The sequence below is a fragment of the Okeania sp. SIO3I5 genome (assembly GCF_010672085.1).
In the GTDB taxonomy this organism is placed as follows: Bacteria; Cyanobacteriota; Cyanobacteriia; order Cyanobacteriales; family Microcoleaceae; genus Trichodesmium.
This window is the reverse complement of the sequence record NZ_JAAHHT010000249.1, coordinates 1-13,586: the sequence shown is the minus strand read 5'-3', so window position 1 is coordinate 13,586 and position 13,586 is coordinate 1. Positions and strand designations below refer to the sequence as shown.

At 36.7% G+C, this 13,586-nt stretch carries 6 protein-coding genes and 2 pseudogenes; all 8 read left to right on the top strand.

The window, feature by feature from the left end; translation table 11 throughout:
• The coding region (locus tag F6K40_RS33440; RefSeq protein WP_293142425.1) for an RNA-guided endonuclease InsQ/TnpB family protein at nucleotides 1–998 on the top strand (998 nt) is incomplete at its 5' end.
• Nucleotides 999–1,308: 310 nt separating this feature from the next.
• Nucleotides 1,309–1,674 (top strand): response regulator transcription factor, encoded by a 366-nt coding sequence (locus F6K40_RS33435; RefSeq protein ID WP_293142423.1) that lies wholly within the window; start codon nucleotides 1,309–1,311, stop codon nucleotides 1,672–1,674.
• A 12-nt stretch (nucleotides 1,675–1,686) separates the two neighbouring features.
• Complete coding sequence (locus tag F6K40_RS33430; protein ID WP_293142421.1) at nucleotides 1,687–2,208, top strand: chemotaxis protein CheW; 522 nt, start codon at nucleotides 1,687–1,689, stop codon at nucleotides 2,206–2,208.
• 174 nt (nucleotides 2,209–2,382) lie between these two features.
• Entirely contained in the window at nucleotides 2,383–5,655 is a 3,273-nt protein-coding gene (locus F6K40_RS33425; protein ID WP_293142419.1) for a methyl-accepting chemotaxis protein, read from the top strand.
• 861 nt (nucleotides 5,656–6,516) lie between these two features.
• On the top strand, nucleotides 6,517–6,975 hold the full coding sequence (locus F6K40_RS33420; protein WP_293142427.1) for an Hpt domain-containing protein: 459 nt from the start codon (nucleotides 6,517–6,519) through the stop codon (nucleotides 6,973–6,975).
• Nucleotides 6,976–7,402: 427 nt separating this feature from the next.
• The gene (locus tag F6K40_RS33415; protein WP_293142417.1) at nucleotides 7,403–11,026 is read left to right on the top strand and encodes a response regulator; all 3,624 of its coding nucleotides are present in this window, start codon (nucleotides 7,403–7,405) and stop codon (nucleotides 11,024–11,026) included.
• A 1,113-nt stretch (nucleotides 11,027–12,139) separates the two neighbouring features.
• Nucleotides 12,140–12,523, top strand: a pseudogene (gene rplU / locus F6K40_RS33410) (50S ribosomal protein L21); the annotation flags it as partial.
• Nucleotides 12,524–12,852: 329 nt separating this feature from the next.
• Nucleotides 12,853–12,966: pseudogene (locus F6K40_RS33405) on the top strand (50S ribosomal protein L27); the annotation flags it as partial.
• Nucleotides 12,967–13,586: the final 620 nt, after the last annotated feature.

Sequence of the window (13,586 nt, the reverse complement as noted above, 5' to 3'; positions counted from 1 at the left end):
TTTTCAATTCTATTCAAGAATATAAGTTAAATCCTGAAAAATTTTTGGGCAGACCAAAACTGCCAAAATATAAAGATAAAGAGGGAAGGCATTTAGTAATTTATACAGCTCAAGCGGTAAGTAAAACCAGCTTAAAAATGGGCAAAATAAAATTATCAGGATTAAATTTTTCTTTGCCAACTAAGGTGAAACAAGAAAACTTAAATCAGGTAAGAATAGTCCCCAAATCAGATTGTTATGTAATTGAGGTGATTTATGAAGAAAAAGAATTAAAAACAGAAGAAACCACAGAGAAAATAGCTGCCATAGATTTAGGAGTCAATAATTTAATAGGGTTAACATCAAATCAGCTAGGATTTAGACCTATTCTGGTGAACGGACGACCATTAAAAAGCCTAAATCAATTCTATAATCAAAAAAAAGCGAGTCTACAAAAACAATTACCATCGGGAAAATATTGGTCAAATCGTTTGTCAAGATTAACGAGAAAAAGGCAACAAAAAATCAATGATTACTATCATCAAGTGAGTAATTATTTAGTCAAGACATTGTTAGATTTGAGCATAGATACTTTGGTAATAGGGAAAAATAAAAACTGGAAAAATCAAGTCAATTTAGGAAAAATAAACAACCAAAATTTCACGAGTATTCCTCATAATAATTTAATAGAAAAAATCAGTTATAAATGTAAATTGAAAGGAATAAAGGTAGTAGAAAGGGAAGAATCCTATACCAGTATAGCCAGTTTTTTGGATTCAGATGAAATACCAATTTATGCAGAAGAAATAGAGGGGGCAGAAATCAAATTCAGTGGAGTGAGATTAAAACGAGGTTTATATCGTAGCAAGTCAGGAAAAATAATTAACGCTGATGTGAATGCTAGTTATAATATCTTAAGAAAAGCATTCCCTAAAGCATTTGCTGAGGGGATAGAGAGGTGCGTAGTTCACCCACGGTTGGTAACACCAACGAAACAAAAAATGAAGGGGAGTGCCTGAAATGGACTCCAAGTCAATGTGATATTTGACTATATTTTTTGCAACTATTATTGTAAAATCTCAACTAATATTCTCTCATGCTTATAGCTATAAACTTAGCTAGCAAGTATACCAAACTACCTCAAAAAATTCATACTGTTATTATAAATAAAAAGTTAGTAGTCCAGTTAAATCTTGGAAAAAAAAATATTTATTGGTGGATGCAAATTAATTGAGCTAGGCCCCAAAAAACAAAAATAGGAAAATGTTAATAAATACCTATATTCTAATTATCAAAAAATCCCAACCCCAAGCTATCAGGTAGAAAAAAATGAGCAAAGTTCTAGTTGTAGAAGATAGCGTTACCCAAAGAGAGATGATATCACAGCTCCTCAAAAATAGTGGATTAGCAGTTACTGTTGCTAATGATGGAGTAGAAGCTTTGGGGCGACTAAAAAATACTAAACCCGATATAGTGGTATTAGATATTGTCATGCCAAGAATGAACGGTTATGAGGTATGTAGGAGGATAAAATCCGATCCTAATACTAAGGATATTCCAGTAGTTATGTGTTCTTCAAAGGGAGAAGAATTTGACCGCTACTGGGGTTTAAAGCAAGGTGCAGATGCTTACATTGCTAAACCATTCCAGCCTACAGAACTTGTAGGAACAGTTAAACAATTGTTAAGACGGTAAGTAGAAAAACCTATGGTAGGTAATCAAGAGTTTTTACCAGGTCAAGGTACAGGAGGAATTCAGGAATTAGAAAATCCTGAAGGTGAACTTCATCTTCGCTTTTATTTACCTTCGGGCAATGAGTTTGCTTTATTAGCAACAGATATTCGAGAGGTGATTTATCAATCTCCAGAAAGTATTACAGCTATTCCTAATGTCTCTCCCTTACTTTTAGGTACGATAAATGTAAGAGGCAGGGTGATTTGGGTAGCCGATCTGGCTCAATTTCTTGGAGAAAAAGTCCCCTTCAATACCGATAAATCTGAGATTAGAATAATTGCAGTAGAAGATCAAGACACTATATTAGGACTAGCTGTTGACAGGATTGTTGGAATGGAGTGGCTTGATGAAAAGAAGATGAAAATGTCCACTGATGTGGCAGATGGTATGGCTCCCTTCTTACGAGGAGAGTGGGTTTTTGGTGAGAAGGGAGAACAGGTTCTCAGGCTATTGGATCAAGAAGCAATTATTCGCTCGGCTCGATGGGCAGCGTAAAAGGGACTAAGTATGCTTAGTCCGTACAGTTGATAAGTCAAAATAATTGTTTGATTCAGTTATTTATATATTAAGATTTCTGAGTGAGGCTGATTCCCAATTCCTAATTCCGTCAATGATAAAATTCAAAAAACAAAAATAAATAACATTATTATCTTGAGAGAGGGACAGCAAATGACATCATCCAGCACAGACTTTTTACAAGATTATCAAAAGGTAGAAGATGCCTACAGTCAGGGCAACTATGAAGAAGCAGCAGCTTTGGTTTATAACTTAATTCAGGATTATCCAGAAGACCCTAGTTCTCGTCTCCTTTGTGGTCATATATATTGCTATGGACTCCATCAGTATGATGTGGCAAAAGAACAATACCAGTTAGTTTTAGACCTAAGTGATGATCGAGAATTGATTAACTATGCTCAACAAGGTATAAGTGATAGTGAGCAATTTATGACAGATTATCCAGCTACCTATAGTGAGTCTGAAGAAATGCTGGAAGATATTAACTTTGATGACTATCAACAAGAAGATTCGATAGTTGGACAAGTTTCTAATGATTTAGAAGCGATCGCCAATCAAAATGATTTACAGCTAGATACCAAAGACTTAGAAAATATTACAGATTCAGATTTACTTCCAGATGAGAATAGTCTAGAGCTAGATGCCAAAGACTTAGAAAATATTACAGACTCAGATTTACTTCCAGATGAGAATAGTCTAGAGCTAGATGCCAAAGATTTAGAAAGTATTACAGATTCAGATTTACTTCTAGATGAGAATAGTCTAGAGCTAGATGCCAAAGATTTAGAAAGTATTACAGACTCAGAATTACTTCTAGATGAAAATAGTCTAGAATTAGCAGCAGAGAACTCGGCAGAAAAGTTTGATTTTAATAAATTAGAGTTAGAAAATCTAGATGATTTAGAATTCACAGAGCGAGATAATAATCCTTTTGCAACGAATGGTAGTTCCAATAATCATAAAGATGAAGATTTAGGGGATTTAGGGGATTCAGGGGATTTAGAATATTTGCCAGAATTGACTCAATTTGGAGATGATTTGCCTACAGATGACCAAGAATTAATTCATAAATCCCTAACGGAAAATGGTAAAGTATACCCAGATAGAACAGATAAAAAATTAGAAGATGATGTAGTTTTAAATGGGAAAAATAGTGAAATTCTAGAACAAATATCTGATTTTAGTTTAACTACAGACCTGGATGAAATCTGGAAAAAGGAACAAGAAAAATTATTGCAAGAAGAAGAAATATCGGAAGGTCAGACAGTAGAATATAAAGATCTAAAAAACAACAAAAGTAATATCAAAAATTTAGGCAAAGATTCTCCAATAGAAGAGTTAGACTTAGAGGCACTAAACGAAGATTTTGAGAATGTAATAGATGAAATTCTAGATAGTTCTGGGGAAATGATTGTTGGGGAAACAAATAATATAATGGAAAATAGTAGACCTGACCGATATCAAGAGTCAGAAATAAAAAATCAACATCTTAATGGTAATTTTTCAGATATAGATGAAGCTACTTTATTGATGGAAAATAAAAATAGCTTTAAGTGGGAAGAAACAGAAAATGGAATAGGTGAATTAGGGGATGAACTGGATAGTTTTGAGATGAATGAATTTGATGAAGAAGCATTCAGTCAAGCATTCCATCTAGATGAAGAAGAAAATATAGAAGATAAAAAAGCAAATGATTTTCTAGAAGATGATGAATTTGGTAAATTTGAGGACGACTATGGTTCCCTGACTGAAGAAATAGAAATGGCAACTGATATGACGACTCCTGAAATGGGGGCAGTTGCATCAAGTTTAGAAACAATGGACACAGGAATGGTTGTAGGAGCGACAACAGGAGCATTATTTGATAGTAGAACCGATCCTAGTGCGATTGATAATGAAGAAGCTATACCAATAGATCATCAACTGCCAACATTTAGCAAAGTCAAAGGAGAAGCAATAGATACAACTGTAATGGTTGAACAAGGTGGGTTAGCATTTTGGGAAAATGCTTCCCTACCTACTAAACAACTATACACAGCTATAGGAACAGGATTAGCATCATTAATAGCAGTAGCTTTTGTAAGTAATGTAGTTTCCTACAGAGCGCTACAACAACAAAAAACAGAAGTAATTTCTGATTTGCGTACCACTGGTTGGATAATGACAGGGATAGCAGGAGTAAGTAGTTTTTTAACTGCTTATGGTCTTAACAAGATCACTACAAAGCAAATAGAAAGAGCAAATGAAGATTTAAATGCTCAATTCGATATTATCTCTGATGGAAACTTAAAAGCTAGAACAACAGTTTATTCGGAAGATGAATTTGGTAAACTTTCTGCTAAGTTTAACTACATGGCTAAAGTTATTCAAGCAACCTACACTGATGCTCAGAGGAAAGCAGAAGAAAATGAGCAGGCAAAAGAAGACTTGCAACGACAAGTAATTCGTTTACTGGATGATGTAGAAGGAGCAGCTCGTGGAGATTTAACTGTTAGTGCAGAAGTAACAGCAGATGTTTTGGGTGCAGTAGCAGATTCGTTTAACTTGACAATTCAAAATTTGCGGGAAATTGTGAACCAGGTTAAAGAAGCTGCTCAAAAGGTGAGTCGCGGTTCGATGGATAGTGCTACATTTGCTCAGGGTTTATCTACGGATGCTTTGCGACAAGCAGAAGAGTTGGCAGCAACTCTACAGTCTGTGCAAGTGATGACTGATGCTATTAAAAGGGTGGCTGTAAATGCCAGGGAAACTGAACAAGTGGCGGGGGAAGCAGCAGCTTTGGCATTGAAAGGAGGGGAAACAGTAGATCGTACTGTAGCTGGTATTCTCCAAATTAGGGAAGGTGTGGCAGATGCAACTCGAAGAGTGAAGCGTTTATCAGAATTTACTCAGGAAATTTCTAAGATTGTAGGTTCGATTTCTAGTATTGCTTCTCGCACAAACTTATTGGCATTGAATGCTAGTATTGAAGCAGCAAGAGCAGGAGAAGCGGGTAAAGGATTTGCGGTGGTGGCAGATGAAGTTCGACAGTTAGCGGATAAGTCAGCTAAGGAATCTAAGAATATTGAGCATACAGTGATGCAAATTCAAACGGAGACAAATGGAGTAATGAAGGGAATGGAAGATGCAACTCAGCACGTGATTAATGGAACATCGTTAGCAGAAGAGGCGAAGCAATCTCTGGAAGATATTGTGCAAGTTACAACAAGAATTGATGTATTAGTACGTTCTATTGCTGCAGATACGGTAGAACAAAATGAAGTAGCACAGTCAGTATCAAAAGTGATGCAGGCAGTAGAAATGACGGCTCAAGAAACTTCTCAAGAATCTCAGAGAGTTTATAGTTCGCTCCAGAATTTGGTGGGTGTTGCTCGCGATCTATTAACTTCAGTAGAGCGTTTCCGGGTAGATCCAACAGATCAATAAAGCGAAAATGGTGAGCAAGCGATCGGCAGTTTTTTTATAATCATGCTAAACATAGTCAATACACGTCTCCAAAAAAGAGGGAATTAGGGAACAGGGAATAGGGAGAAGTAATTGATAATTTCTGGATCAGAATTGATTTGATTTTTGATTTTCATGCATAAGTCTAATAGTAAAAAAATCCTGTTGACTTCAGAACTCTAATAAATATGCAAACAGAACAAAGACAAAAAATTATGGGCTATTTTATTGAGGAGGCAAAATATCACCTCAATACTATAGAGCAAGGATTATTGACATACTCCCGACATTGCCCTTCTATTCCCCCCTTTCAAAGGGGGGTTAGGGGGGATGGAAAAATAGGGATTCTTCAGTCTAGGAAACCCTGACCACTGCGCATGACAGAGGTGATGTCCTCCCCCTGTGTTCGTTGAACTTACGATTAATCACAACTATCGTAATAAAATACCTCCTATTTGTCAAGGGGAGCATAACGTTTAGCATGTGGAGGTATCTAAGCGTTGACCCTGTGGCTTTCCCATACGACGTTGCCCTCCCCCCCTTTCCCAGCTATCCCTTATAAGGAACTCTTGAAACCCTTGTGGGAGGGTGGGGAGGGTGGGGAGGATGGGGAGGAGGGGGAGGAGGGGGAGGAAGAATTCTGTCTACATTATTCATAAAAAAGTGTGTTTTTCAATACACTTTTCTCCTGAAAAAGCCGATTCAAGACTTAAACATAACTTGTCTATGTTGTCAAGTTTTATGTTAAGTAAAGATGTTTATAAAGCATAGCTTTCCCAGGGGGGTTAGGGGGAATGGACAACGCGGGACTTCCCGCCAGGGAAGTTAAATTTACAAGTTACTATAGAAGATCGAGAATTGTTAGGTGAATTGTTTAGAGCAGCTCATTCTGTTAAAGGAGGGACAGCTATGTTAGGAATTAATAGTGTGCGAGATATTGCTGATAGGTTAGAAGATGGTTTGAAAATTCTCCAAGAAACTTCAGTTAAAGTAGATAATAAATTAGAATCTTTATTTTTGATTGTTTTTGATGCTTTACAAGATTTCTTAGAAAAAATTTCAAGTTATGGTTTAACAAAAAAGGAAGAAAAAACTAAACTAGAAACATTGGAACGGACATTTAGGGAGTTAGAAGAACGCCTGGAGCGTCTAGTAGGGGAAAGTAGAGGAATATTGTCAGGAAAAATTCCAGAAGTAAGTAGTAAAAAACAATTTTTTTTGGGGTGGAAGTACCAGAAAAAATGCGAGAAATGTTACTTTTATTTAAGGAGCATGATGATCGAGAGACAAGAAAGAATCTGAGGGAAATAAGTGATTTTTTAGCAGACAGGAGCAGACAATATAATGTATCATTAAATTGGAGGGAATTAATAGATGTGGTTAAGCAAGCGATATGCAATAGAGAAAATACATACTATATTTTGGCTCATAATGTAATTAAAAATTTGAAACAAGCTCAAGAATTGATGATTGATAATTGAGAGCAAGAAATAGTAATAGATGAAAATTTAAAATCCTTAGCAAAGGATTTCATTAATGGATAATGGATAATGGATAATGGATAATTACCTCTCCCTAAAAGGAAGAGGATTGACGCGGTAGGGAAAAAAAATTTATTTTTTTTCCCTTTATTGGGGAGGCTTTAAACCTAAATTATTTAATTATTTAATTATTTAATTATTCGGTAAAAAAAATCAAGACAAATTATCAAAAAATAGGTAAAATAGATATGTTAAATCAAAAAAATAATCAACTAAATGATGCTGATATTAACCGGGAAATAGACAGCAAAGGCTACACAATAATGAATAATGGAGACTCGATAGATGACTGGTTTAATAGCTTGGAAATTCCAGATGTAGATAATACGAATTACAACTTAATAGGAGAAAAAGCTAGAAAAGGTCCAGAAGTAGGAGCGTCAGAACTAAATAGTTTAGCGGATTTATTTGAAGGGGAGACACCAGATTTAGACTCTAGTTGGGAAGAAGAAGAAATACTAGATCAAGGTCAATTAGAAGCAGAGAATCTAAAAATATCTGTAATTGATAGTGATGATTCTAATGATTTATCTGACTTATTGTTTGATGTTAATGAGGTAGAAAAATCAGCAAAAATTAAAAACAAAAAAGAATGGGATTTGGTGAATCCAGTAGATGATGAATTATCAGATTTGTTTAATAAGACAGAAGAAAATCAGCTAGATAAATATAGTAAATATCAAATCCAAAATCCTAATTTAGAACAAGAAAAAAGCAGTGATCTAAATTATACAGAGGATTTATCTGACCTATTTGGTAAATTAGATAATGGAGGTTTTGCAGAGACAGAAGATGTCAATGAATCAGAAATTGATTTGCAGTTAGAAGATTTCCATTTAGAAATAGATTTAGAAGAAAATAGTTCTCAAGAAAAAATTAAATCATCTCCACAGGATCAACCAGAAAAATTTGAGTCAGATGAATTAGATTTGAGCGATTTATTATCAATTCAATATGTAAAAAAAGAGAACGAGAGCGATAAAAAAGCAGAAAAACCTGAACTAAATACAAACACTAAAAATGATTTAAGCTCCAAAGCAGCAAACTTGGAAGCGCTGTTTGAAGATTTAGAAACAGTTGATGAAGAAGCAGATTTAGAAGAAATTCCAGTAGAATCAGAAAACTTGGCGTCTAGTTTTGCTGAACTATTTGATGGGGAAGATTTGGACTCGTCAAATTCACAAGAGGTAATCAATGTAGATGGGTTAGACTACCAGGATTTGACACAAAATAATAATGATGATTTGAATAGTTTATTTGACATAGACGATCAAAGTCTATACTCTTCTAACCTAGACTCCAATGAGTTACTAGAAAACACCTCTGAGAACAACGATCCGACTCAAGAAAATCAGGAACTTTCGGCAGATTTAGAAGAGTTGTTGACTACAGCAGAAGAGTCAAAGGTTAACAATGGAGTTAATAAAGCTACAGATGAAACAATAGATTTAGATAAGTTGCTGGATGTAGGAAGTGAAAAAATTCCTGAAGATACAGACAAAAATCAACAATTAATAGATCACAATCAGACAAAATTGGATGATTATGAATTTATTGCATTAGAAGCAATATTGAATGGAGAAAAATCAGAAAATCACAATGTTTTTGTACAACTAGAAAAACTATTAAATGGTATAGAGATAGAATCAGAACCTCAAGTAAATACAGTAATTGCAGACAAAACTACTACAGAGGAATTATCAGCAAGTACAACAAATAACTCACAAGCAGCAAAAGATCCATTTAGTGACTTAGATAAATTATTAGAAAATACTGAACTGGAGACTTCTAAATCTGCAATTTCTAATGCTAATCCTCCTCGCAGAGGTAAACGTCCTCCAGAACAAACAATTAAAGTACCTGCAAAGCAACTAGATAATCTCAGTAACTTGGTAGGAGAATTGGTAGTTAATCGTAACAGTTTAGAACAAGGACAGGAACGAATGCGTCAGTTCCTAGATAATCTACTCCATCAGGTAATGCTACTAAGTGATGCTGGACAAAGAATGCACGACTTATACGAAAAAACGCTTCTAGAAAGAGCAATTTGGGATAGTCGTCACGGAAATAATTCTACAAAGACTCCTCATCTAGAAGATACAGCAGATGAATCTAATACAGGAAAAAGAACGTTTGATGACTCTCTGGATCTCGATCGCGTAGAAAACTTCACTCCTTTCCATTTATTAGCTCAGGAAACAATTGAATATATTGTTCGAGTACGGGAGTCTGCTTCTGATATTGAATTCCTGGTTGATGATGCAGAACAAGTAACTCGTCAGTTACGACAGGTAACAACTCAACTGCAAGAAGGTTTCACTAGATCGAGGATGATACCTTTTTCTCAAACGGTACAATTATTACCTCGTGCTGTGCGAGACATTTCAATGGAGTGTGGTAAAGAGGTGGAACTTCAGGTAGAAGGGAAAGAAACTTTAATTGACAAAATGATTCAGGATAAGCTTTCTGATCCGATGAAGCACTTAATGAATAATGCTATAACTCATGGAGTTGAAACACCTCAAGAACGTCTAAGTGCGGGTAAGTCTCGTAAAGGTAAGATTACAATTCGTGCTTTTCACCAAGGTAATCAAACGGTGATTTCGGTAGGAGACGATGGGGCGGGAATAAATCCAGAAAAAGTGAAGAATAAAGCAGTGAAAAAATGTGTGATTACTGAAAAAGAAGCTCAAGGAATGTCGGATCTCGATGTTTATGATTTATTGTTTCATCCTGGTTTTAGTACCAAAGATCGAGCTGATAATTTTTCAGGTCGCGGGGTGGGGTTAGATGTGGTTAAGACTAATTTGACTGAGATTCGAGGTACTATTACTATTGATTCGAGTATTGGCAAGGGTACAACATTTACAATTCGCTTACCACTGACTTTGAGTATCTCGAAAGCATTGTGTTGTATTAGCGATCGCTCCTGGATTGCTTTTCCTATGGATGGGGTGGAAGATATGGTGAAAGTTTCTAAGGATGACGTGAAAATAGGAGAAGATGGGCAGAACTATATAGAATGGCGTGGTGCAAAGTTGCCTTTCCGTCACCTACGAGAGTTACTGGTTTATAATCGTCATCTTCGCCGCAGTAATGTGTATGGTATGAATGCTGAGGAGGATATGATTTCAATTGTGGTTTTGCGCTCTGCTTCTGCTGGTATATTTTTGGCGGTGCAAGTCGATCAGGTTTTGGAACAACAGAAAGAAATTGTAATTAAACAGTTAGAGGGTCCGGTGCCTAAACCTGTAGGTATTGCGGGTGCAACTGTTTTAGGGGATGGTAAAATTGTAGCGATCGCTGATGTAATTGAGCTAATTAACCTGGCAACTGGAAGACAACGGCGAGATGAAGGTAATATTTGGTCGCCTAGCGGTGGAGAGAGTGGAGCTTTACCTACAGATCATCAGAGTGAGTTAACAGTATTAATTGTGGATGACTCAATTACAGTGCGTGAGTTGTTATCAATGACATTTAGTAAAGCTGGTTATCGAGTTGAACAAGCAAGAGATGGTAAGGATGCTTGGGAAAAACTCCGTGCTGGTTTACCTTGTGATTTGGTGTTCTGTGATATTGAAATGCCTCGGATGGATGGTTTTGAATTATTATCTCGGATGCAGAAAGATGCTAATTTGCAGTTGTTACCTGTGGCAATGTTAACGTCTCGCGGTGCTAAAAAACATATGGAAATGGCGTTTGAGTTAGGAGCTAAGGGTTATTTTACCAAACCATATATAGAGGATAAGTTGTTAGAAGGGGCGGTTGGTATACTTGAAGGTAAAATTGTTGGAGATGTTATTAATGCTTAAAAATAGGGAGTAGGGAGTAGGGAGTAAGGAGTAGGGAGTAGGGGAGTAGGGTAGGGACGTTTTGCTGACGCTTTCGCTCCGCGTTAGCGGAGCGACATGCTTGCGCAGCATTCCGTAAGGAAAACGCATTAATGCTCAAGCAACGTCCGTACGGGAGAAAGATTGTTGTTAGATTTCGTCATACCTCTTAATCCGTATATCCGTGGCATAATCCGTGTGAGCACCTCAATCCAACCTACTGGACCGTTTCAGCTAAAACTGTGCATTAGATTTTAGGTTGTGGGAAGACAAGGAAGACAAGGAGGACAAGGAAGACAAGGTGGTAAGGGAGAAAAAAGCCTATTGCACCATTTAAGATGAAACAGTCCACTACACTTATTAGATGCGTCACTCTAGTAGGGAGTAGGGGGAAATAATTGAGGATTTCCGTGCGATAACTGATTTGATTTTTTGGTAGTGCTGTACAAGTAGTGATATCAAATCCGCTTGCCACACTGAGAATAAGTTTCTATTATCAGTATTGGCAAAAACTCCAAGTTTGGTAGGGGTTTGGTGACCAAACCCCTACAATGTTGAATTGTACCGATACTACCGGATTTGATATGATATCCTCAAAAAAGTAAATTAGTCAAGGGAAAACAATTTCTTTGAAACTAAGAATTAAGGTGATTTCTGTTCCCTGTTCCTAGTTCCCTACTTCTACCCTACAGCGGTTTTCATATGAATAAACCACAATGATACTTACTCTTCACTCTTCACTCCTAACTCCTGACTCCTAACTCCTAACTCCTGACTCCTGACTCCTGACTCCTAACAATGAATTTAGTGGTCTACTCAACTGAAAAGCGCTGTAAATCACTACATCTACAGAACTACCAAAAATCTACCCTTCTGAATATCCCTATTTACTTTCAGGATTTTACTTGACAAAAACTACCTTAATCAGAGATAATAATAGATTGTGTGTCTAAATCCTGCTCGGACCAGGTTCAGGCATATTAAAAGCTGGTAAAGCAAGAAAGGCATTTGCCTATCTTAAGTAACTAAATTACCATTCTAAGGTATTAGTGTAAGAACCAGCTACCTGTACGGCAACCCTATCAACACAAAGTAATGACTTACGCAATTATTGAAACAGGTGGAAAACAACTAAGAGTAGAAACTGGTCGCTTTTATGATATCGACCTTCTATCAGCATCAGAGGGAGAGCAAATTTCTATTGATAATGTGCTTCTAGTTCAACATGACGGTGATGTTCATATTGGTCAACCCCTTGTAGAAGGTGCTCTTGTAGAAGGTACCGTTATGAAACATTTGCGGGGCAAAAAAATTATTGTCTACAAGATGCGACCTAAAAAGAAGACCCGTAAAAAAAGGGGACATCGCCAAGAACTTACCCGCTTAATGATTGATTCTATAAGTCTAAATGGCACAGTATTAGCATCGGAAGAAAAATCTCCAGCAGAAGAACCTCAAACTTCTGCAGAAATAACTGAGACAGTTACTGAGACTATAACTGAACCTGAAGAAGTTGTAGAAACTGTTGATACTCAAGCTCCAGAGACTACAGCAGAAGTTGTAGAAACTGTTGAAACTCAAGCTCCAGAAACTACAGCAGAAGTTGAAACTGAATCTGAAGAAAAACCTGAAAATCAGGCAGAATAGTTATAATATTCGGCATTGCTGAAATAAGGTATGAAATTTGTGAGTGAGTAAAATTGACAGTAACTAAAAAAGCTGTTTTGACTACTGACTACGAAAAATCATACTATCTATTTTCAGCAGCATCTAGTATTCAATATAGATAGTAAAATTCGGAGGAAATTATGGCTCATAAAAAAGGTACTGGTAGTACCCGTAATGGTCGGGACTCTAATGCTCAAAGATTAGGTGTTAAACGCTACGGCGGTCAAGTTGTCAAAGCAGGTGTGCGACTCGTTGGCCATTAAACCAGTAAAACTGGGTATAAATGGCCGTCCCAAGTCAATACATGGGGGTAACCTCGACTTGTGGATAACTCTTACCTCCTTCGTGGTGAAATTCCACCGCCCCGTTGTTTGGGTAGAAAGCATAGGCCACAGGGTAGCGACTGAACATCAATCCCTGAAGCTGGTCTAAAAGCGGAAAAATACCAGTTACCAGGAACGATACCGCGAGCAAAGGCTGACAAGTGGACAAACAGGAAGGTAATCAAACTCTCGTAATGACAAACCATCCCAAAGGTAGCTATGGGGTGTAGGACGAAAGTCAGAGGGTCTTTGGATAATCTCATATCTGCGAGGTTATCAACAACCATACCGAACTCTCCGGGAGATTTTACCCCACTAAATTAGCCGCAAAAAGGAATAAGGGAACGAGGAAACCTCTCTAAGACACCTAAGAATATAGGTCGAAATCTTAGGAAGCCATTCAAGGTCAATCTACACAACGGATGTAGGTCTTAGGGAGAGTAGGATTGGGTAAGAAGCATACTAATTAATAATTAATAATTAATAATTAATAATTAAGAGCGGACGAATAAGAGTAAATATTCAGTATCTGAATTGCTTAGTTTTCCCTA